Here is a 21128-nt window from a genome sequence, read left to right on the forward strand (position 1 = left end):
GGTTCAGGCCGCGCAGGACGTTAGCCGCCAAACTGTAGAAGTTTAGCGACCCCACATTAGCCGCCTATTCAAACGACTATCGAGGTCGGACCATGAAGTACTTTTATTCCGGCTTGCTGCTTATGGCACAAGCCGCCACCGCCTTGGCCTCTGAGGCTACCGCCAAAGACGATAAGGGCTTCTGGTATGCCCAGACGAGCGTCTACACCCAGCACTTTTCACCGGACCCCAAGCACAACAACAACCAGGATTTGATCAACCTGGAACGCAACGAAGCGTCCGGGCTGGTGTATGGCGGGGCGACCTTTCGCAACTCGTTCAGCCAGCGTTCATATTACGTTTACGCAGGCAAACGCTACGACCTTGGCGATTCGCCGTTCTACGTGAAGGTGACTGCAGGCGCGCTTCAGGGGTATCGCGGCAAGTACCGAGACAAAATCCCCCTCAACCGCTTTGGCGTGGCACCGGCGATCATCCCCTCGGTGGGCGTGAACTTCGGCCCGGTGGCCAGCGAGTTGGTGTTGCTGGGCTTTAATGCGGCGATGCTGACGGCGGGGGTGCGTTTCTGACAGCACCGCTTATCAGTGTGGGGCTGGCTTGCCTGCGATAGCGAGGTGTCAGCCAGCCCATGTCGCACTGACTGCCGCTATCGCAGCATGGCTATCGCAGACAAGCCAGCTCCCACATTAAGGGCGCGGCGCGTAGGCGAAGACATCGGCGCGCATCTGGTGCGCGTCCATGCCAGCATCGACCAGCGCATCCAAGGTGCCGTAGATCATCGCCGGTGAACCACTGGCGTAGACGTGCACGGCCTTGAGGTCGCTGATGTCTTCGCACACTGCTTCATGCAGCAACCCGCAACGCCCTTCCCAACCGCACAGGTCGCTGACGACTTTGTGCAGGAACAAGTTAGGCAGTTGCTTCCATTGGTCCCAGTGCTCGATTTCGTAGAAGTCTTCCGGGCGACGCACGCCCCAGTACAGGTGCACCGGGTGTTTGAAGCCAGAGGCGCGACAATGCTCAATCAGGCTGTGCATTTGCGCCATGCCGGTGCCGGCGGCGATCAGCACCAACGGCCCGTCCGGCAGCTCGGCCAGGTGGGTATCACCAAACGGCAGCTCGATGCGGGCCATCTGATTACGCTGCAGTTGCTCAATCAGGCTGCGGGCGCTGTCCTCGCGGACCAGCACATGCAACTCCAGCTCACGCCCGGCGTGGGGCGCCGAGGCCAGGGAGAACGCCGACTTTTCGCCATTCTCCCGCTCGATCATCAGGTATTGCCCGGCGTGGTAACGCACCGCTTTGCCGGCCGGAGCCCGCAGGCGCACGCGCCATACATCGCCACCGACTTCCACGCACTCACTCAATTGGCACGACAACTTGCGCAACGGCAACTCTCCCGGCGCCAACACGCCATCCCATAACACGATGCAATCTTCCAGCGGCTCGGCGATGCAGGTGTAGAACTCACCATGGTCACGCACCTCACCGGCTTGCTGCACCCGGCCTTCCACCAGCAATGCCGCGCACACATGACACACACCATTGCGGCACGCTTGCGGGCACTCGTAGCCCAGGCGGCGCGCGCCTTCGAGGATTCGCTCGCCAGGGACAAGTTCCAGTACCGCGCCGGAAGGTTGCAGGGTTACACGCATCAATCTATTCCCAATTCTTTCCACATCGCATCGACACGAGCAGTCACGGCTTCATCCTTGACGATCACCCGGCCCCACTCGCGAGTGGTTTCACCCGGCCATTTGTGGGTAGCATCCAGGCCCATCTTCGAGCCCAGGCCCGACACCGGCGAAGCGAAGTCGAGGTAGTCGATCGGCGTGTTGTCGATCATCACCGTGTCGCGCTTGGGGTCCATGCGCGTGGTGATGGCCCAAATCACGTCGTTCCAGTCCCGTGCATTGATGTCGTCGTCGGTGACGATAACGAACTTGGTGTACATGAACTGTCGCAAAAACGACCACACACCGAGCATTACCCGCTTGGCATGGCCTGGGTACGACTTCTTCATGGTCACGATGGCCATGCGGTACGAGCAGCCTTCGGGCGGCAGGTAGAAGTCGGTGATCTCCGGGAACTGCTTTTGCAGGATCGGCACGAACACTTCGTTGAGGGCCACGCCGAGAATGGCCGGCTCATCCGGCGGGCGGCCGGTGTAGGTGCTGTGATAGATCGGTTTGATTCGGTGGGTGATGCGCTCGACGGTGAACACCGGGAAGCTGTCGACTTCGTTGTAGTAGCCGGTGTGGTCGCCGTAAGGGCCTTCATCGGCCATTTCGCCCGGATGAATCACACCTTCGAGGATGATTTCCGCAGTGGCCGGCACTTGCAGGTCGTTGCCGCGGCACTTCACCAGTTCGGTACGGTTGCCGCGCAACAGGCCGGCGAAGGCGTATTCGGACAGGCTGTCGGGCACAGGCGTAACGGCGCCGAGGATGGTCGCCGGGTCAGCGCCCAAGGCCACGGACACCGGGAATGGCTTGCCGGGGTGCTTTTCGCACCATTCACGGAAGTCCAGGGCGCCGCCACGGTGGCTCAACCAGCGCATGATGACCTTGTTGCGGCCAATCACTTGCTGACGGTAGATGCCGAGGTTCTGACGATCCTTGTTCGGGCCTTTGGTAACGGTCAGGCCCCAGGTGATCAGCGGGCCGACGTCGCCGGGCCAGCAGGTTTGCACCGGGAGCATGGCCAGGTCGACGTCATCGCCTTCGATGACCACTTCCTGGCACACGGCGTCTTTGACCACTTTAGGCGCCATGGCAATGATCTTGCGGAAGATCGGCAGCTTCGACCAGGCGTCCTTCAGGCCCTTGGGTGGCTCGGGCTCCTTGAGAAAGGCCAGCAGCTTGCCGATCTCGCGCAGTTCGCTGACCGATTCAGCGCCCATGCCGAAGGCGACGCGATCCGGGGTGCCGAACAGGTTGCCGAGCACCGGGATATCAAAGCCGGTCGGTTTTTCGAACAGCAGCGCCGGGCCCTTGTTGCGCAGGGTACGGTCGCAAATCTCAGTCATTTCCAGTACCGGGGAAACCGGCACCTGGATGCGTTTCAACTCTCCGCGCTGCTCAAGTTGCTGCACGAAATCCCGAAGATCCTTGAATTTCATTAACCATGCCACCCGTAAAATAGGCGTACATCCTACCTGCTCTTAAGAGCGCTGACAGCTTATTGCACGTCAGTGCGACTCACATCTGATTCAGTGGATGTGTTGCGCAGCGCGTGGAAGAAGGGTTCAAGGAACCCCTCAACAAGCCGCGAGCCCGCGATTGATAGGTGGTTGTCATCGGTATAGAGCGAGTGGCCATCAAGCTCGACCCGACACCAGCCGTTCACATCACACAGCTTAGGCGCCGGATCCAGAACTCGAACCCCTGAATCCGCCGCCGCGATTCGCTCAAACACGCGGCTTATATAAGCCTGGCGCTCCAGATGTTCGGCCAGTGGCAAGCCTTCTTTATCGGTTGGGCGCCCCAACATCGCCAAGCGGGCGAGCCGATAAGGGACGTTGAAGTCCTGCAGCGGCACTTCCTTGACCAGCCATACCCGGTGGCCACTGGCCCGAATTTGCTGCACCAACGCACTCAAACCGTCGGCAAACAGTTGTTGAGCGATGGCGCGGTCATACTTCCCGGTCGCCGGGTCATGAATGGACGCGCCCGTATCACCGGAACGCTCTCCATAAACGTAAAGGCTCCAACGCGCGACCAGCACCACATCACTGAACTGCTCGCGGCTCAGCAGTTGGGTGACGTGCTCGTTGAAGGCTCTGCATCCGGGCGTGTTTTCTTTTCTGTAGAAAGGCAGGCAACCGGCGTAACCGGCCTGGGTGATGCTGAAGTCGTACCTGCTCGAAGCGTCGCTTAGCGCCGGAATGAGCGCCGAGGCATGGCTGTCACCCCATACCAGGGCCCGCGCCGCGCTCGTTTGCGGGCCAAAATGGCAAGGTTCACGGTGAGTGTTTTTCTTGTCATCGCCCAGGCAACTCATGAGCTTAGGGCTCCAAGTATGCGCCTGGGCAAACTGCAGTGCTTGGGGTGACAAGCGCTCTGCAAACCCATCCGACCAGACCAGGCCTTTGCCGGCCAGGCCCAGGCCTACGAGGGCCATGACACCCGCAACCAGGACCGACCGGCTCCCCGCTAAAAGGCGCCGCTCACGAAACGGCCCCTCGACAAACCGCCAGGACCCATAACCCAGTAACAGGCTCAAGAAGAACAGCGCCGTCAGCTCCCAGGGCGCCAGGCCAAAGATACTGGCGTACTTGCCAAACACCAGCACCGGCCAGTGCCACAGGTACCAGGAATAGGAAATCAGCCCTATGCCCACCAATACACGACTGCCCAGCAACCGCCCGACCAGCGTCGTGTGTTGGCCGTTGGCCCAAATCAGGCCCACCACACCCAACACCGGCAATAGGGCCGTGGCCCCAGGGAAGGCCGTGTCGGCGTCATAACCCAATACCGCCACTAGAATCAGGCCCAGGCCGATCAGGCTGACAGCCTGGGCCAGCCTCGGGCTTACGCGCTGAGTGCGCACCGGCAAGACGGCCAGCATGGCGCCTGCCAACAACTCCCAGGCGCGCATAGGCAACAGGAAAAAGGCCTTTTCAGGCTCATGAGAGACCGCCCACACGCTCGCCGCAAATGAAACCAGCAACAGCACAAACAAAGCACCACGCCATTGCTTCAGCCGGCTCGACAGCAACACCAGCAGCAGCGGAAATGCGATGTAGAACTGCTCTTCAACCGACAGCGACCAAGTGTGCAGCATCGGCTTCATGTCGGAGGCCGTATCGAAGTAGCCGTCCTGACGCATGAAGAACAGGTTAGAGATGAAAATCGCCTGATTGTGAATCGAGCGCCCCAACTCTTCGTAGTCCTTGGGCGCCATCAGAAACCAGCCGACCACCAATGACGCCAGCATCATGACAATCAGCGCCGGCAGGATACGCCGGGCGCGTCGAGCCCAAAAATCGAGGAAACTGAAACGCTCGGTTTCGCGTTCGCGCCAGATGATCGAGGTGATCAGGAAACCTGAAATCACAAAGAACACATCAACGCCGACAAAGCCGCCGGTAACGCCTGGAACCCCAAAGTGGAAAAGCACAACAGCCAGGACAGCGATGGCACGCAGGCCGTCAATGTCTCTTCGGTAAGCAAGCGCAGTCATAAATCGTAGTCAGTTCTGATACAGATGGAGGCAAGCGTAGGCGCACTTACCCTTTTTGTTTCTTTACTGACACTCCTGCCGTGCAAACCTCCCTTTTTTCAGCGCAAAAAAAATGGCGCCCCAAAGGGCGCCATTTTTCGGACCTGAAGCGTCGTATTACTTACGCTTCATCGACAAGAAGAACTCGTCGTTGGTCTTGGTGGCTTTCAGCTTGTCGAGCAAGAACTCGATGGCGGCGACTTCGTCCATCGGGTGCAGCAGCTTGCGCAGGATCCACATGCGCTGCAGTTCGTCGTCGGCGGTCAGCAACTCTTCGCGGCGGGTGCCGGAGCGGTTGATGTTGATCGCAGGGAACACACGCTTTTCCGCGATACGGCGGTCCAGAGGCAGTTCCATGTTGCCGGTACCCTTGAACTCTTCGTAGATCACTTCGTCCATCTTCGAGCCGGTTTCAACCAGCGCGGTGGCGATAATGGTCAGCGAGCCGCCTTCTTCGATGTTCCGCGCGGCGCCGAAGAAACGCTTTGGTTTCTCCAGGGCGTGGGCATCGACACCACCGGTGAGGACCTTGCCGGAGCTCGGGATCACGGTGTTGTAGGCACGGGCCAGACGGGTGATGGAGTCGAGCAGGATCACCACGTCTTTCTTGTGCTCAACCAGACGCTTGGCCTTCTCGATCACCATTTCGGCAACCTGCACGTGGCGGGTTGGCGGCTCATCGAACGTCGATGCAACCACTTCGCCGCGCACGGTGCGCTGCATTTCGGTTACTTCTTCCGGACGCTCATCGATCAACAGCACGATCAGGTGAACTTCAGGATTGTTACGGGCGATGTTCGCTGCAATGTTCTGCAGCATGATGGTCTTACCGGCTTTCGGCGGTGCGACGATCAGGCCGCGCTGGCCTTTACCGATCGGGGCGCACAGGTCGATGACACGACCGGTCAAGTCTTCGGTGGAACCGTTACCGGCTTCCATCTTCATGCGCACGGTCGGGAACAGCGGCGTCAGGTTCTCAAAGAGAATCTTGTTTTTCGCGTTCTCGGGGCGATCGAAGTTGATCGTGTCGACCTTGAGCAGGGCGAAATAACGCTCACCTTCCTTCGGAGGACGGATCTTGCCAACGATGGTGTCACCGGTGCGCAAGTTGAAGCGACGGATCTGGCTCGGCGAGACGTAGATGTCGTCTGGGCCGGCGAGATAGGAAGCGTCAGCGGAGCGGAGGAAGCCGAAGCCGTCCTGGAGAATCTCCAGCACGCCATCACCGGAGATTTCCTCGCCGCTTTTCGCGTGCTTTTTGAGCAGGGAGAAAATCACGTCCTGCTTGCGCGAACGGGCCATATTTTCTATGCCCATTTCTTCGGCCAGTTGGAGCAGGTCGGTAATCGGCTTTTGCTTGAGTTCAGTCAGATTCATATAGGAATGACGTAATCATTTATGGAGGGGGGAAAATTAAGCTTTTGGCTTAATGAGGCCGCGCCGCAGAGAAGGCGACAGGATCGCGTACTAATCGAAAAGGAATGCGTCGGCGACGGCTTGCAGGGGGCAGTGGAGAAACCAGTGCGGGGCCGAATGTACCACCTGAGTTTCGGAGCGTCTAGCCCTGTTTCACGAAAAAGCCCCGCTATTTTGCGGGGCTTTTTTGACGACGCTTAGATGTTCGCGTCGAGGAAAGCTTGCAGCTGAGACTTCGACAACGCGCCCACTTTAGTGGCTTCGACGTTGCCGTTCTTGAACAGCATCAGCGTCGGGATACCACGCACGCCGTGCTTGAGCGGGGTATCCTGGTTGTCGTCGATGTTCAGCTTGGCAATGGTTACCTTGCCTTCGTAGGTGGTTGCAATGTCGTCCAGAACCGGAGCGATCATTTTGCAAGGGCCGCACCATTCAGCCCAGTAGTCAACCAGCACCGGGCCAGCAGCCTTGAGTACTTCGGCCTCAAAGGTCGCGTCGGTGACGTGCTTGATAAGATCGTTGCTCATGGATGTCTCCGGATTGTAAGCAAAAAAAACGTTGCCCATCATAGCTGCCCTTCCCTCGTTCAGGAAGCCGCCTCTAATTGAGTCTTGCTATGACCGTGCATGAGTTTGGGTATAGCCCACCTCAGGGCGACACGGGCGTGACGAACGCGATGCCCGTGCGCAATGCCGCATTGCGCACGTGTTCCTGCATGGTTTTCTGTGCCGCCGCGCTGGCGCGACGGGCCAGCGCGCGCAGGATCTTGCGGTGCTCCTGCCAGGTTTCCATCGCCCGTTCCGGCCGGATGAACGGTAGCTTCTGGCTCTCCAGGAACACCTCGGCGCTGGCACTCAGGATGCTCACCATCGCCTGGTTACCGCTGGCCAGCAGGATCCGCTGGTGAAATTCGAAGTCCAGCCGGGCGGCGGCTTCAAAGTCGCCGGCCTTGAGCACCTTGCGCATGGCCTCGACATTATCTTGCAGGCCATCCAACTCCTCGACCGTCAGCGTCACGGCAGCCAGCCCCGCAGCAAACCCTTCCAGGGCATAGCGCAACTGGAAGATATCCAGCGGCGTGGCCTGGGCTGCGAACGGCCAGGCAAACCCCGGAGACTCGTCGGCCGCCTGCACAAACACACCTTTGCCGGGCTGCACGCTGACCACGCCCAAGGCACTCAGAGACGATAACGCCTCGCGCAACGACGCCCGGCTGACGCCCAACTGCACCGCCAGGTCGCGCTGGGACGGCAACGCATCGCCCGCTGCGAAGCCCTGTTCCTTGATCAGTTTGCGGATGGCCTGCAGGGCCGCTTCCGGTACGGCTTGGGCGATGGAATTCATAAAAAACTCAAGGTTGCAGTCAACGTAGCGAGTAGTTGTAAAGCTATTCGCGGCTGGCGGCAAGCCACACCCCAAAGGGGCTCGCACGGTTTTGTCGACGCTCGAAAAGGGTGCGAAAAGCCTAAGCACTGTTCAGACCAGTAAGACCACTGCAGCTCAACAAATACCGGCTTCGCGGACGATTCAGACAGTGATGGCATGGGCTGTGCACTGAGCAAAGTCAGAAAACCCCTTCGCCTTTTTCGGAGAGTTGCCATGACCAAGCGCTACAGCGCCCTGCTCACTGCCCTGTTTGCCAGCCTGATGCTGAGCCAGGCACCCGCCCAGGCCAATGGTCTGGACGATATCGTCGCCCGTGGCACCCTCAAGGTCGCCGTGCCTCAGGACTTCCCGCCGTTCGGCTCGGTCGGCCCCGACATGAAGCCCCGCGGCCTGGACATCGACACGGCCAAGCTGCTGGCCGACCAACTCAAGGTCAAGCTGGAGCTGACCCCGGTCAACAGCACCAACCGTATTCCGTTCCTCACCACCGGCAAGGTCGACCTGGTGATTTCCAGCCTGGGCAAGAACCCCGAGCGGGAAAAGGTCATCGATTTCTCCAAGGCCTACGCGCCGTTCTACCTGGCCGTGTTCGGCCCACCTGATGCGGCCATCAGCAGCACCGACGACCTCAAGGGCAAGACCATCAGCGTGACCCGTGGCGCCATTGAAGACATCGAGCTGACCGCTGTTGCGCCCAAGGAAGCCACCATCAAGCGCTTTGAAGACAACAACTCGACCATCGCCGCCTACCTGGCCGGCCAGGTCGACCTGATCGCCAGCGGTAACGTGGTGATGGTGGCGATCAGTGAGCGCAACCCAAAACGCGTACCGGCGCTGAAAGTGAAACTCAAGGACTCGCCGGTGTACGTGGGCGTGAACAAGAACGAGCCGGCGCTGCTGGAGAAGGTCAACCAGATCCTGGTGGCGGCCAAGGCCGACGGCAGCCTGGAAAAGAATGCAATGCAGTGGCTTAAAGAGCCGCTGCCTGCTGATCTTTGAAGCAATGGAGCTGATTGATGGCCTATCAATTCGACTTTATGCCCGTGCTGGCCAATACCGACCTGCTGTTGCGCGGCGCGCTGTTCACGCTTGAGCTGACGGTCATCGGCGCGATATTGGGGGTGGCCCTGGGCACCGTCGGCGCCGTGGTGCGGGCGTGGAAGATCCAGCCGTTCGCCTGGTTCTTCGGTGTGTATGTCGAGTTGATCCGCAACACGCCGTTCCTGGTGCAGTTGTTTTTCATCTTCTTCGGCCTGCCGTCCCTGGGGCTGAAAATCACCGAATGGCAAGCCGCCGTGCTGGCGATGGTGATCAACCTGGGGGCCTATTCCACCGAGATCATCCGCGCCGGCATCCAGGCCATCCCGCGCGGCCAGCTGGAAGCCGCTGCCGCCTTGGCGATGACGCGTTTCGAGGCGTTCCGCCACGTGGTGCTGCTGCCGGCGCTGGGCAAAGTGTGGCCGGCGCTGAGCAGCCAGATCATCATCGTGATGCTCGGCTCGGCGGTGTGTTCGCAGATCGCCACCGAAGAGCTGAGCTTTGCCGCCAACTTTATTCAGTCGCGTAACTTCCGCGCCTTTGAAACCTACGCACTGACCACGCTGGTGTACCTGTGCATGGCGTTGATGATTCGCCAGTTGCTCAACTGGATTGGCCGCCGGTTTGTGATGAGGAACAGCCGATGAGTGATTTTTCGTTCTGGGACATCGTGCGCAACCTGGCCACCGGCCTGCAATGGACGCTGTTGCTATCGTTGGTAGCGTTTATCGGCGGCGGTCTGATCGGCTTGCTGGTGATGACGATGCGCATCAGCCGCAAAGCCTTCCCGCGTAATGTTGCGCGCACCTATATCGAACTGTTCCAGGGCACGCCGCTGTTGATGCAGCTGTTCCTGGTGTTTTTCGGCATTGCCCTGCTGGGGGTGGATATCTCGCCCTGGCTGGCGGCGGCAGTTGCCTTGACCCTGTTTACCAGCGCTTACCTGGCCGAGATCTGGCGCGGCTGCGTCGAATCCATCGCCCACGGGCAATGGGAAGCGTCGGCCAGCCTGGCCCTCAACCCGCTTGAACAACTGCGCTACGTGATCCTGCCCCAAGCCCTGCGCATTGCCGTGGCGCCTACCGTGGGGTTCTCGGTGCAAGTGGTCAAAGGCACCGCCGTGACCTCGATTATCGGTTTTACCGAACTGACCAAGACCGGCGGCATGCTCGCCAATGCCACCTTCGAGCCCTTTATGGTCTACGGCCTGGTGGCCCTCGGTTACTTTTTGCTCTGCTACCCCTTGTCCCTCAGTGCCCGCTACCTGGAAAGGAGACTGCATGCCTCTGCTTAGAATTTCTGCCCTGCATAAGTATTACGGCGACCACCACGTACTCAAGGGCATCGACCTGACGGTGGATGAAGGCCAGGTGGTGGCGATCATCGGCCGCAGTGGCTCGGGCAAATCCACGTTGCTGCGAACCCTCAATGGCCTGGAATCGATTAACGACGGCGTGATCGAAGTCGACGGCGAGTACCTTGACGCCGCGCGCGCCGACCTGCGCAGCCTGCGGCAGAAGGTCGGCATGGTGTTCCAGCAGTTCAACCTGTTCCCACACCTGACAGTGGGCGAAAACGTCATGCTCGCGCCGCAAGTGGTACAGAAAGTGCCCAAGGCCAAAGCCGCACAGCTTGCCAGGCAGATGCTGGAACGCGTGGGGCTGGGCGAGAAGTTCGACGCCTTCCCGGATCGCCTGTCCGGCGGCCAGCAGCAACGCGTGGCCATTGCGCGTGCACTGGCCATGTCACCCAAGGTGCTGCTGTGCGACGAAATCACCTCGGCCCTGGACCCGGAATTGGTCAATGAAGTGCTCAGTGTGGTGCGCCAACTGGCAAAAGACGGCATGACCTTGATCATGGTGACCCACGAAATGCGTTTTGCCCGGGAAGTCGGCGACAAGCTGGTGTTTATGCACCAAGGCAAGGTGCATGAAGTGGGCGATCCCAAGACCTTGTTCGCCAACCCCAGAACGCCGGAACTTGCCAACTTCATTGGCTCGGTGGAACAGCCGGGCTGACCAGCTCGAAACTGCCCAGCCCTTCCAGGCGCGTCTCGTCGCGCACGTGCAAGGCGTCGGCGGGCAGTTCGGTGTCGATATCAACTTGGGCGGTCAATTGCCGGCCTACCAAGGGCATCCCTGCTATTCGCGCCATCAACGTCTGGCCGGGCAGCAGTTGCCCACTGGCAGGCTCGCCGGGCAGCTGCGCAGCAACCCAGCCGACTGCATGCCCATCCACCTGGGCGTGTTTGAGGGTCAAGCGAAAACGCCCCTGGCGACCAAACTGAAAACCCTGCCCATCGGCCGCTATGCCGATAAAACGCAGCGCTATGGCCGCAGGCTCAGTGCAAAGAACGCTCAGGCGCAACGAGCGAGTGCCGAGCACCAAGGAGGCGCTTTCAACGCGCGCTTCTCGGCGTATAGCGCCATAGTCGATGCGCGGCTGACTCAGCGATAACCGACAGTTTTCGGCCCAAGCGTCAGGCACTGCCAGCACTGTGCAGAGCAACGCCAAAGGTAGGTTCTTAAGCTTATTGGCCATGGCACACCGCCGAGTTGGTTTCATAGAACTTGTCATTGTCTGGCGGGGTCTCGAGGTCAATGCGCAACAGGCAGGTGGAAGAATCCGGCAACGAAACCCGCAGGCTTTGCGCCTCATCGACGTCGTTGAGGAAAATCATGCCTTCACCCACCACGCTGGTCAGGAAGCGATTGTTCTTACCGAACACCGAGGCGCCCTGGGGCAATGGTCGGCCCTGCTGATCATTCGCGGTGAGCAATACGCGGCGCACTTTCACTACGTCGAAATTCACGGCATTAAAGGAACCGCGCCCGGCAGTGAGCACCTGGGTGCCGTTTTTCAGGTCCACGCGCTTGGGCAAGGACTGGGTCTGTACCTCGACTCGGCTGTTGGTGTAGGCCGGCAAACCGGCGATCACCGCCTTCCCGCTGGAATCGGTCCACACCGGGCCTTGGGGCGTTTCGACTTTTGCAGCGCCAATGTCGCCTACCGAGACGATGCCGAATGTGTCCTGCACGGTATAAGGCGAGAAGGTCACCCCTCCTTCGTGAGCCACCACGCCACCTTGCAACTGCCCTGTGTAGTTGGTGCCCAGCGGATCACGGCTGACACCCAGGCCAACGCGGGAATAACGCGCCAGGACGTCCACGTTCCCGCGAACAGATTGCTCCCGAGCCCTGATGTCCCGTTCGACGCCTACTTCGTAATTCACGTACTCATTGACCCGCTCACTGAGCGCTGCACCCGCGGTGAACCGGTCGCCACGGCGACTGGTGTAGCTGCTCACGCGACGGTCCCCGCCCAGGGGCACGCTGACCTGTAGCCGCAAGGACAGGTCATTCTCCTGACTGTTATCACGTCGCCGGCCGGCAAGCGTGGTGTCGCGGCCAGACTGCGTGCCGCCTACTTGCGCATCGGCAATCAATGCAACATCAGCGCGACTGAATGATGTGTTCCACGAGGCCGACACATGTTCGGCGGTTTGCCCGTCAAATTGAGAACTGCGGGTATAGCCCGCAGAGAAAACGCCTAGCGTGGCATCCGCCCAACTCACGCTTGCCGTGTACTGGTTCTTGAAACGCGAATTGAGCTCATCGCCCCTGTATGACCGGCCGACTTCAAGTACCTCGCGATAACCCCGCGTTTGGTTCGTTGCGCTGAGGCTGACGTCGATATTGGCGGCCAGCGGGCTGCTAACCGACACACTGCTACGCACCCCGGACACTGCATTTTTGCTGTCTCTGGACAAGTTCTGCCGTGTGCCCACGGAAACCCGCTGGAAGAATATGCTGCTCAGTGTGCCGCCTGCCGCCCAGTAGTCATCGGTACTCAACAAGCCAAAGCCTGCAGACGAGTCGCGACCCAACCCCCAGGTGCCGCTGCCCATGGCAACCACCGGCGTCGGGCCTTCTTCGCCCGCATTTTTGCGCAGCTTACCGGCAGAAAAATAGTAACCCGGTGCCGCCGGCACAGCCCCCGCGAATGAAGCCGCCGGCACCACGAAGCTACGCCTGGCGCCACGCACATCGATTACGCTGACCTCCAGGTCACTGGTGCCATTGAGCAATGCCAGCCCCGTCAAACGGAAGGGGCCCTCGGGCACTAGCGTGCTGTGGATCAATACGCCGGACTGACGAACTTCAATGCGTGACTGGCTCTGCGCAAGCCCTTCCACCACGGCATTGTTGCTGCCTGCAGGCGTGCGTGATTGCCCATCAGGGGAAAACTGCAGGCCGGACAACTGCACGCCGCCAAACAGTGGGTTATTACTGGAGATCTGGCCCACCTGAAAAGTCGACTGCAGCGCGGCGATATCCCGCTGTGCATAAGCGTAGAGGTGTTCGGTACGGGCCTTACCGTTGTCAGACACATAGAACTGGCGGCTGCGAACAATCCAGTCATCAAGGTTAAAACCCGCCTCGGTATAGGCGGAGACGAACCGGCTGGGCCCACTGCGCGAACGGCTGTCGAAACCCAGCACTTCATAGTTGAACAACGCCGCTGCCCCACCTTTGGAGAAATGCCCCGCATCCCACTGGGGATCACGCAATGACTGGGTCGGTACTACCAGCGTCACCTCGTCAATGCCGGGACGCAGCCTCACCATCGTCGTCGGGAATTGCCCGAAGAAGTCATGGCAGGCCTGGTCCGGCGTGGCGTTCTCTTGAATGATTGCGCTAGGCGTTACCAGCCCGGCTTTTTCCAGAAACCCAGGGGTGAAACATAACCGGCCTTCTTGATCGAACCGTGCATCTACCAGCCCAAGCGGGTTGCCATTGACGCGCAACCCCACCACTTGGACGCCCTCACGAAAGCGCGCCGCGTTGCGAAAGTAATCGGAGACCTTCGGGTCGATACCGTGGGCTGTCAGTGCCGCAAGGTCGAACCCCTCACCAAGCTCCTGCGCAGATACAAGGCCGGGCAACCCCCACAGCGTCGCAAACCCCATGAGCAGCGTCGGCCTGCCAAGCCAAAAAGACGCCGTGATGGTCCTATTCGATGGGCTTGCCATGCGTCGATCAACCCTCATCGGCATTGATCGGGGCCCGATACCTGTCTACTGCGAACCCATAGACACTAGCCGGCTGAATCTCGACCTCAGCCACACTGCCCAAAGGGCTGTCGACTGTCACCGCCAGCGCCTCGCCCGGCAAGATGTAAGTACGCGGCATCACAGCGTTGACGCCTTGTGGAAGCAGCTGCACATCCGCCGTCATGCGCACGATATAGGCACTGTCGTTATGAACGGTAAGACGCTCCCCCACGCGTTTCCACTTCAGCAACTCCCAGGGTGTGTTATGCCGAGGCAGGCCTTGTGGGTGCAGGATCAACGGCAAGTTCTGGCGAATGGTGATACCGATGGTCGCGCCTTTCGCTGCGCGCGCCTGGGGAATGCCCTCGAAGGAAACGCGCTTGAGCCGTTGAGTCTTGAGCGGCTCCTTCAAGGTGCTGATGAAACGCACCAATTGCGTGTCTCCCGCCTCCACACGGGCGATGGGCGGTGTGACGATCAGTAGCAGCTCCAGGTCTTCGGGCACGTTCTCCACGACCGAATGAAGCAACGCCGGCCCTGCATCGGTATTCTTAACATTTATTGTGGCTTCGCCTTCTTCTTCATAAAGCACCACCACAGTTGTTTCAGGCTGCATGCCGTCCGCCGCTGCAACGGCAGTAAATAACAGACAAGCACTTGCACTCAACAACACGGCACAACTTAGTACTGAACAATTACGCACTCAATGTTCCCCGCAACCGATAAAGCTGACCATTGGCAGACAAACACCCATAAAAAAACAGCCCATCAGGAAGTGTTAGTTTCTTGATCGGCTGTTTTCCGTTGCTTAGGTGTAATTCAATACAATCGTCGCGCGCCCATCAAGGCGGACTTCGTTGGTCAAGTTTAGATCCGCCGCCCTATTGATGACCGCTTTCACCGCAATCGTGCCCGTCAACTGGCTAATAGAGGCGGGTGCGACGGCAGCACCATAGCGCCACGAGTACTGGCTGAGTTGTGCAACTTTGCCATCACTGAGCTGCCACGGGGCGGAAGAGTTACCACTGCTGTTACGCATGATTGGCTGTAGGGTTGTACCGGACGCCACCAGGTCCCGGAGAGTGACCGAATAGCCACCGGTGCGCTGGGCGCCTACAGCCCCCAAACCAAAGTTTTGCGATTCGCTATACCCCGCACCCAGGATATTCGTCACCTTGCTGCCCATTTGCAAATCGGAGAAGGTGATTGCGAACGTGCTCTTCGCATCGCACCTGACGTTAAAGCCAGTGGTCTTCTCTGCGAGCGGGGTGAACGCTGCCTGGGACAAATCGCCGGAGTGAATCGTGCCGTAGTTGATCTCACCGTTGCCCGTCAGGCTGAGACTACAGGCTGCAGGTTTGATCGTACCCTTGACGCTTAATTGGGCGCTGCCCGCTGCCTGAGCACTCAAGGCTGCAGTCAGGCACGCGATACCGAGAGTCAATCCAACAATTCTTTTCATTTTTATCCTGTCACTAAAATAAGTTATCAGGTGTTTTTTATTTGCGCCTTGGCGACTCCATCGCCTAACAACTATCTTCCGGGACATGCACGACGATAAATAAATACCACCCAGGCAAAATTGCCGATGACAGTCTGTCGCTTTGGCACTGACTTAAAGAATCAGACAACACATCAGTCACTGTGGGAATAGTAAAAACAAATAATCGCCTTAACCCATCGACAATGTAGTACTGAGCAAAACAATAAAGATCCCTATCGACTCTTCCACTGTAGGAAAAACAATAAGGCGCCTTGCAACAGTAGACAGTTAAAACCCCCTACAGTATCGAACACCTCATTCAACGCACACTTACAAAACAATCCTACATTTCCCACAAGAATTCCTCACAGACAGCATCACGCAAATTACTGAAGCACACGCGTTGGCGGCGGCGGTCGATCGTGGCACGATGGTCGGGTTATCGACCGAGACCCCCAAACCATGCCGCAATCCCAAGCCAAGAATCTGTCCCTGATCGCCGCCATCGACCTGGGCTCCAACAGCTTTCACATGGTCGTGGCCAAGGCCCAGAACGGCGAAATCCGCATCCTTGAGCGGCTCGGCGAAAAAGTACAACTGGCTGCCGGGATCGACGACGAGCGCCAGCTCAATGAAGAATCCATGCAGCGCGGGCTCGATTGCCTCAAGCGTTTTGCCCAACTGATCAACGGCATGCCCCTGGGCGCCGTGCGAATCGTCGGCACCAACGCCTTGCGTGAAGCACGCAACCGCGGCGAATTCATCCGCCGCGCCGAGGAAATCCTCGGGCACCCCGTAGAAGTCATCTCGGGCCGCGAAGAAGCACGCCTGATCTACCTCGGCGTGTCCCACACCCTGGCTGACACCCCCGGCAAGCGCCTGGTGGCCGACATCGGTGGCGGCAGTACCGAATTCATCATCGGCCAGCGTTTTGAACCGCTGCTGCGCGAAAGCCTGCAGATGGGTTGCGTCAGTTACACCCAACGTTATTTCAAGGACGGCAAGATCACCCCGGCGCGCTATGCCCAGGCCTACACGGCCGCGCGCCTGGAAATCATGAGCATCGAGCACGCCCTGCACCGCCTGACCTGGGATGAGGCCATCGGCTCGTCCGGCACCATTCGCGCTATTGGCCTGGCGCTGAAAGCTGGCGGCCATGGCACCGGTGAGGTCAACGCCGAAGGCCTGGCGTGGCTCAAGCGCAAGCTGTTCAAGCTGGGCGATGCAGAGAAAATCGATTTCGACGGTATCAAGCCCGACCGTCGCACCATCTTTCCGGCCGGTCTGGCGATCCTCGAGGCGATCTTCGACGCCCTCGAATTGCAACGCATGGACCACTGCGACGGCGCCCTGCGCGAAGGCGTGCTCTACGACCTGCTGGGCCGCCATCACCATGAAGACGTGCGTGAGCGCACCCTCAGCTCGTTGATGGAGCGTTATCACGTCGACCTGGAACAAGCCGCGCGCGTGGAACGCAAAGCCCTGCATGCTTTCGACCAAGTAGCCGAAGACTGGGACCTGGAAGACGGCGTCTGGCGCGAGCTGCTCGGCTGGGCCGCCAAGGTGCATGAGGTGGGCCTGGACATCGCCCACTACCATTACCACAAGCATGGCGCCTACCTGATCGAGCACTCGGACCTCGCCGGCTTCTCCCGCGAAGACCAACAGATGCTCGCCCTGCTGGTGCGCGGCCATCGCCGCAACATCCCCAAGGACAAGTTTGCCGACTTCGGCAGCGAGGGCAGCAAGCTGATCCGCCTGTGCGTGCTGCTGCGCTTTGCGATCCTGTTCCACCACATCCGTGGCACCCAGGAAATGCCCCAGGTGGCCCTGCGCGCCAACGGCGACAGCCTGGACGTGGTGTTCCCCAAAGGCTGGCTGGATGAAAACCAACTGACCCAGGCGGACTTCGCCCAGGAAGCGGAGTGGCTGACGCGGGTGGGGTTCACATTAAACCTGCGCTAACTCGGGCGCTGATGGCTATCGTGGCAGACAGGCTTGTTGTGGCGAGCGGGCTTGCACATCACTCAAAAGTGCAAATAAAAATGGCCCTCTAGAGGGCCATTTTTTGGGTGCCAAGTACAGCCTTAATTCACCACAAGAATCGGGCTACCCAGCTTCTCCAGCAACGTCGCCTGCGCACTGCGCGGGTTCTGGTTGCCGGTCGGGGTGTTACGCACGTAACGGCCGTCCGATTGCAGGCTCCAGCTGTGGGTGTTGTCGGTCAGGTAGCTTTCCAGTTCTTTCTTGACGCGCATGATCAGCTTCTTGCCTTCCACCGGGAAGCACGTCTCCACCCGCTTATCGAGGTTGCGCTCCATCCAGTCGGCACTGGAGAGGAACATCTGCTCTTCGCCGCCGTTGAGGAAGTAGAACACCCGCGTGTGCTCCAGGAAGCGGCCGATGATCGAGCGCACATGGATGTTATGCGACACGCCGACAATGCCTGGGCGCAGGCAGCACATGCCGCGCACCACCAGGTCGATGCGCACACCGGACTGGCTGGCCTTGTACAGCGCGCGGATGATCTTCGGATCGGTCAGCGAGTTGAACTTGGCAATGATGTGCGCCGGTTTGCCGTCGAGGGCGAACTGGGTTTCGCGGGCAATCATGTCGAGCATGCCCTTCTTGAGCGTGAACGGCGCGTGCAGCAGCTTCTTCATGCGCAAGGTCTTGCCCATGCCGATCAACTGGCTGAACAACTTGCCGACGTCTTCACACAAGGCATCGTCGGAGGTCAACAGGCTGTAGTCGGTGTAGAGCTTGGCGTTACCGGCGTGGTAGTTACCGGTACCCAAGTGCGCGTAACGCACGATCTCTCCGGCTTCGCGACGCAGGATCAGCATCATCTTGGCGTGGGTCTTGAAGCCGACCACGCCGTAGATCACCACCGCACCGGCTGCCTGCAGGCGGCTGGCCAATTGCAGGTTGGACTCTTCGTCAAACCGCGCACGCAACTCGATCACCGCGGTGACTTCCTTACCGTTACGCGCGGCGTCTACCAGCGCATCGACGATTTCTGAGTTGGCGCCGGAGCGGTACAGGGTCTGGCGCACGGCCAATACATGCGGGTCTTTGGCGGCCTGGCGCAGCAGGTCGACCACCGGGGTAAAGGACTCGAAGGGGTGCAACAGCAGAATGTCCTGCTTGCTCACCACGCTGAAGATGTTCTCGCTGTTTTGCAGCAGTTTCGGGATCTGCGGCGTGAACGGCGTGTATTGCAGTTCCGGGTGGCTGTCCAGGCTGGTTATGCTGAACAGGCGCGTCAGGTTCACCGGGCCATTGACCTGGTACAACTCGGACTCAGCCAGGTTGAACTGCTTGAGCAGGTAGTCGGACAGGTGTTTAGGGCAGGTATCGGCCACTTCCAGGCGCACTGCGTCACCGTAGCGGCGCGAGAACAGCTCACCGCGCAGGGCGCGGGCCAAGTCTTCGACGTCTTCGGAGTCCAGTGCCAAGTCGGCGTTACGGGTCAGGCGGAACTGGTAGCAGCCTTTTACCTTCATGCCCTGGAACAGGTCATCGGCATGCGCGTGGATCATCGATGACAGGAATACATAGTTGTCGCCAGCGCCACCCACCTCTTCCGGTACCTTGATGATCCGTGGCAACAACCGCGGCGCCGGGATGATCGCCAGGCCCGAGTCGCGACCGAAGGCGTCAATGCCTTCCAGCTCGACGATGAAGTTCAGGCTCTTGTTTACCAGCAACGGGAACGGGTGCGTCGGGTCGAGGCCGATCGGGGTGATGATCGGTGAAATCTCGTCACGGAAGTAACGGCGCACCCAGGTCTTGATCTTGGTGGTCCAGTGGCGACGACGGATGAAGCGGACCTGATGTTTTTCCAGCTCCGGCAGCAGGATGTCGTTGAGGATCGCGTATTGGCGGTCTACATGGCCGTGCACCAGCTCGCTGATGCGCGCCAGGGCTTGATGCGGCTGCAGGCCGTCGGCGCCGGCTTGTTCGCGGGCGAAGGTAATTTGCTTCTTGAGGCCGGCGACACGGATCTCGAAGAACTCGTCCAGGTTGCTGGAGAAGATCAGCAAGAATTTCAGCCGCTCCAGCAGCGGATAGGACTCATCCAGCGCCTGCTCGAGCACGCGAATGTTGAATTGCAGTTGTGACAGCTCGCGGTGGATGTACAGGCTGCTGTCATCCAGGTTGGTCACCGCGACCACCGGGGCTGGCGCCGGTGCTTCGGCCACTACCGCAGGCGCTGCGGGCTCCAGCTCCGGCGGGGTCTCGGTGACTTGTTCCACCACCGGGTGAGCGTCTTTTACGGCAACTTCTGAGAGTCCTTCGGTATTCATCGAGTGTTCCTGTGAGGGCTATTGTTGCTCTCTAAGCAATTGGGCAGCGCGGGCGGCGAAGTAGGTCAGGATGCCATCAGCGCCAGCACGTTTAAAGGCAGTCAGGGATTCGAGGATCACCCCTTCACTCAACCAACCATTCTGGATCGCGGCCATGTGCATGGCGTATTCACCGCTGACCTGATAGACAAAGGTCGGCACCTTGAATTCCTCTTTGACCCGATAAAGGATGTCCAGGTAAGGCATCCCAGGCTTGACCATCACCATGTCGGCACCTTCGGCCAGGTCGGCCGCCACTTCGTGCAGGGCTTCATGGCTGTTGGCCGGGTCCATCTGGTACGAGGCCTTGTTAGCCTTGCCCAGGTTCAGCGCCGAGCCCACCGCATCGCGGAACGGGCCGTAATAGGCGCTGGCGTACTTGGCCGAGTAGGCCATGATCCGTACGTTAACGTAACCGGCCAGCTCCAGGGCTTCGCGAATCGCCTGGATGCGGCCATCCATCATGTCCGACGGCGCGACGACCTGGGCGCCTGCGGCTGCGTGGGACAACGCCTGTTTAACCAGCGCATCGACGGTAATGTCGTTTTGAACATAGCCGTCTTCGTCAAGAATGCCATCTTGGCCGTGGGTGGTGAACGGGTCCAGCGCCACGTCGGTGATCACCCCCAGTTCCGGGAAACGCTCGCGCAAGGCGCGGGTGGCGCGCTGAGCGATACCTTGCGGGTTCCAGGCTTGCGCAGCATCAAGCGACTTGAGTTCAGACGGCGTCACCGGAAACAGCGCAACCGCCGGGATCCCCAGTTCGACCCAGTTCGCCGCCTCGATCAGCAACTGATCAATGGTCAAACGCTCCACACCCGGCATCGACGCCACTGCTTCCCGACGATTTTCACCGTCCAGCACAAACACCGGCAGGATCAGATCATTCGTCGTCAGCACGTTTTCACGGACCAGGCGGCGAGAAAAATCATCACGACGGTTACGGCGCAGGCGGGTGGCAGGGAACAGGCGATTGGCAGGGGTAAAGCTCACGACAGACTCCTGAGCCCGCGTTTACGGGCGAGCGTTGCAGTTATAAGCGGCCATTATGACGAAGGAATGACAGTTGTGCTTATCGATGCGACCTGTAGTCGCATTCGTCGTTTATGTAGGAATTGTTCACTTCGTGACACATCTCGATACTTTCATGAATGTTCACGAAGGCGTAGGCTGCGCGTTC

At 59.6% G+C, this 21128-nt stretch carries 18 protein-coding genes; 6 read left to right on the plus strand and 12 right to left on the minus strand.

Annotated elements, in window-relative coordinates; genetic code table 11:
• Positions 1–92 precede the first annotated feature (92 nt).
• Positions 93–569 carry a sn-glycerol-3-phosphate transporter gene (locus tag K0P33_RS30965; protein ID WP_094948790.1) on the plus strand — a complete coding sequence of 159 codons (477 nt, stop codon included), beginning with the start codon at positions 93–95 and terminating at the stop codon, positions 567–569.
• Positions 570–686: 117 nt separating this feature from the next.
• Here K0P33_RS30965 and K0P33_RS30970 read toward each other — a convergent pair whose 3' ends face one another.
• The 6 genes from K0P33_RS30970 to K0P33_RS30995 all read right to left on the minus strand — a co-directional run bounded on the left by K0P33_RS30970 (position 687) and on the right by K0P33_RS30995 (position 7983).
• Entirely contained in the window at positions 687–1655 is a 969-nt protein-coding gene (locus tag K0P33_RS30970) for a CDP-6-deoxy-delta-3,4-glucoseen reductase (RefSeq protein WP_094948789.1), read from the minus strand.
• Positions 1655–3121: a 4-hydroxy-3-polyprenylbenzoate decarboxylase gene (gene ubiD, locus K0P33_RS30975; RefSeq protein ID WP_094948788.1), complete on the minus strand. Its 1467-nt coding sequence runs from the start codon at positions 3119–3121 to the stop codon at positions 1655–1657. Before ubiD ends, K0P33_RS30970 begins: the two co-directional genes overlap by 1 nt.
• A gap of 59 nt (positions 3122–3180) precedes the next feature.
• Positions 3181–5184, minus strand: coding sequence for an acyltransferase family protein (locus K0P33_RS30980; RefSeq protein ID WP_242153419.1), 2004 nt, complete (start codon positions 5182–5184; stop codon positions 3181–3183).
• Positions 5185–5340: 156 nt separating this feature from the next.
• Entirely contained in the window at positions 5341–6600 is a 1260-nt protein-coding gene (rho, locus tag K0P33_RS30985; RefSeq protein WP_094948786.1) for a transcription termination factor Rho, read from the minus strand.
• A 236-nt stretch (positions 6601–6836) separates the two neighbouring features.
• Positions 6837–7166: a thioredoxin TrxA gene (gene trxA, locus K0P33_RS30990; protein WP_094948836.1), complete on the minus strand. Its 330-nt coding sequence runs from the start codon at positions 7164–7166 to the stop codon at positions 6837–6839.
• Positions 7167–7287: 121 nt separating this feature from the next.
• Complete coding sequence (locus tag K0P33_RS30995; RefSeq protein ID WP_094948784.1) at positions 7288–7983, minus strand: FCD domain-containing protein; 696 nt, start codon at positions 7981–7983, stop codon at positions 7288–7290.
• A 255-nt stretch (positions 7984–8238) separates the two neighbouring features.
• Between K0P33_RS30995 and K0P33_RS31000 the strand changes: the two genes are divergently transcribed.
• Genes K0P33_RS31000 through K0P33_RS31015 form a run of 4 tightly spaced genes read left to right on the plus strand, consistent with a single transcriptional unit; the run spans position 8239 to position 11081 of the window.
• Positions 8239–9024: a transporter substrate-binding domain-containing protein gene (locus K0P33_RS31000; protein WP_017530859.1), complete on the plus strand. Its 786-nt coding sequence runs from the start codon at positions 8239–8241 to the stop codon at positions 9022–9024.
• Positions 9025–9041: 17 nt separating this feature from the next.
• Positions 9042–9710: an amino acid ABC transporter permease gene (locus tag K0P33_RS31005; RefSeq protein WP_094948783.1), complete on the plus strand. Its 669-nt coding sequence runs from the start codon at positions 9042–9044 to the stop codon at positions 9708–9710.
• Positions 9707–10357, plus strand: coding sequence for an amino acid ABC transporter permease (locus K0P33_RS31010; RefSeq protein ID WP_094948782.1), 651 nt, complete (start codon positions 9707–9709; stop codon positions 10355–10357). The genes K0P33_RS31005 and K0P33_RS31010 overlap by 4 nt, the downstream gene beginning before the upstream one ends.
• Positions 10344–11081, plus strand: a complete 738-nt coding sequence (locus K0P33_RS31015) for an amino acid ABC transporter ATP-binding protein (protein ID WP_094948781.1) — start codon at positions 10344–10346, stop codon at positions 11079–11081. Before K0P33_RS31010 ends, K0P33_RS31015 begins: the two co-directional genes overlap by 14 nt.
• Here K0P33_RS31015 and K0P33_RS31020 read toward each other — a convergent pair.
• The 4 genes from K0P33_RS31020 to K0P33_RS31035 all read right to left on the minus strand — a co-directional run bounded on the left by K0P33_RS31020 (position 11053) and on the right by K0P33_RS31035 (position 15578).
• Positions 11053–11604 carry a hypothetical protein gene (locus K0P33_RS31020; RefSeq protein WP_094948780.1) on the minus strand — a complete coding sequence of 184 codons (552 nt, stop codon included), beginning with the start codon at positions 11602–11604 and terminating at the stop codon, positions 11053–11055. The two genes, K0P33_RS31015 and K0P33_RS31020, sit on opposite strands and share 29 nt — an antisense overlap.
• Positions 11594–14032: a fimbria/pilus outer membrane usher protein gene (locus tag K0P33_RS31025; protein WP_242153422.1), complete on the minus strand. Its 2439-nt coding sequence runs from the start codon at positions 14030–14032 to the stop codon at positions 11594–11596. Before K0P33_RS31025 ends, K0P33_RS31020 begins: the two co-directional genes overlap by 11 nt.
• Positions 14033–14102: 70 nt before the next feature.
• Positions 14103–14789, minus strand: a complete 687-nt coding sequence (locus tag K0P33_RS31030) for a fimbria/pilus chaperone family protein (protein ID WP_242153425.1) — start codon at positions 14787–14789, stop codon at positions 14103–14105.
• Positions 14790–14924: 135 nt separating this feature from the next.
• Positions 14925–15578, minus strand: a complete 654-nt coding sequence (locus K0P33_RS31035) for a DUF1120 domain-containing protein (RefSeq protein WP_242153427.1) — start codon at positions 15576–15578, stop codon at positions 14925–14927.
• Positions 15579–16061: 483 nt separating this feature from the next.
• Here K0P33_RS31035 and ppx point away from each other — a divergent pair, with 483 nt between their 5' ends.
• Positions 16062–17564, plus strand: a complete 1503-nt coding sequence (gene ppx / locus K0P33_RS31040; protein WP_094948776.1) for an exopolyphosphatase — start codon at positions 16062–16064, stop codon at positions 17562–17564.
• Between the two features lie 122 nt (positions 17565–17686).
• Here the strand turns inward: ppx and ppk1 are convergent, their stop codons facing one another.
• Together ppk1 and hemB are read right to left on the minus strand one after the other, a co-directional pair.
• Positions 17687–19909: a polyphosphate kinase 1 gene (ppk1, locus tag K0P33_RS31045; RefSeq protein WP_094948775.1), complete on the minus strand. Its 2223-nt coding sequence runs from the start codon at positions 19907–19909 to the stop codon at positions 17687–17689.
• 18 nt (positions 19910–19927) lie between these two features.
• The gene (hemB, locus tag K0P33_RS31050; protein ID WP_094948774.1) at positions 19928–20941 is read right to left on the minus strand and encodes a porphobilinogen synthase; all 1014 of its coding nucleotides are present in this window, start codon (positions 20939–20941) and stop codon (positions 19928–19930) included.
• Positions 20942–21128 lie beyond the last annotated feature (187 nt).

It is taken from the genome of Pseudomonas sp. ArH3a (assembly GCF_022648765.1).
Lineage (GTDB): Bacteria > Pseudomonadota > Gammaproteobacteria > Pseudomonadales > Pseudomonadaceae > Aquipseudomonas.

Coding starts and splice junctions, on each gene's coding strand:
- K0P33_RS30965 (WP_094948790.1), top strand. CDS start 93: ATGAAGTACTTTTATTCCGGCTTGCTGCTTATGGCACAAGCCGCCACC.
- K0P33_RS30970 (WP_094948789.1), bottom strand. CDS start 1,655: ATGCGTGTAACCCTGCAACCTTCCGGCGCGGTACTGGAACTTGTCCCT.
- ubiD (WP_094948788.1), bottom strand. CDS start 3,121: ATGAAATTCAAGGATCTTCGGGATTTCGTGCAGCAACTTGAGCAGCGC.
- K0P33_RS30980 (WP_242153419.1), bottom strand. CDS start 5,184: ATGACTGCGCTTGCTTACCGAAGAGACATTGACGGCCTGCGTGCCATC.
- rho (WP_094948786.1), bottom strand. CDS start 6,600: ATGAATCTGACTGAACTCAAGCAAAAGCCGATTACCGACCTGCTCCAA.
- trxA (WP_094948836.1), bottom strand. CDS start 7,166: ATGAGCAACGATCTTATCAAGCACGTCACCGACGCGACCTTTGAGGCC.
- K0P33_RS30995 (WP_094948784.1), bottom strand. CDS start 7,983: ATGAATTCCATCGCCCAAGCCGTACCGGAAGCGGCCCTGCAGGCCATC.
- K0P33_RS31000 (WP_017530859.1), top strand. CDS start 8,239: ATGACCAAGCGCTACAGCGCCCTGCTCACTGCCCTGTTTGCCAGCCTG.
- K0P33_RS31005 (WP_094948783.1), top strand. CDS start 9,042: ATGGCCTATCAATTCGACTTTATGCCCGTGCTGGCCAATACCGACCTG.
- K0P33_RS31010 (WP_094948782.1), top strand. CDS start 9,707: ATGAGTGATTTTTCGTTCTGGGACATCGTGCGCAACCTGGCCACCGGC.
- K0P33_RS31015 (WP_094948781.1), top strand. CDS start 10,344: ATGCCTCTGCTTAGAATTTCTGCCCTGCATAAGTATTACGGCGACCAC.
- K0P33_RS31020 (WP_094948780.1), bottom strand. CDS start 11,604: ATGGCCAATAAGCTTAAGAACCTACCTTTGGCGTTGCTCTGCACAGTG.
- K0P33_RS31025 (WP_242153422.1), bottom strand. CDS start 14,032: ATGGGGTTTGCGACGCTGTGGGGGTTGCCCGGCCTTGTATCTGCGCAG.
- K0P33_RS31035 (WP_242153427.1), bottom strand. CDS start 15,578: ATGAAAAGAATTGTTGGATTGACTCTCGGTATCGCGTGCCTGACTGCA.
- ppx (WP_094948776.1), top strand. CDS start 16,062: ATGCCGCAATCCCAAGCCAAGAATCTGTCCCTGATCGCCGCCATCGAC.
- ppk1 (WP_094948775.1), bottom strand. CDS start 19,909: ATGAATACCGAAGGACTCTCAGAAGTTGCCGTAAAAGACGCTCACCCG.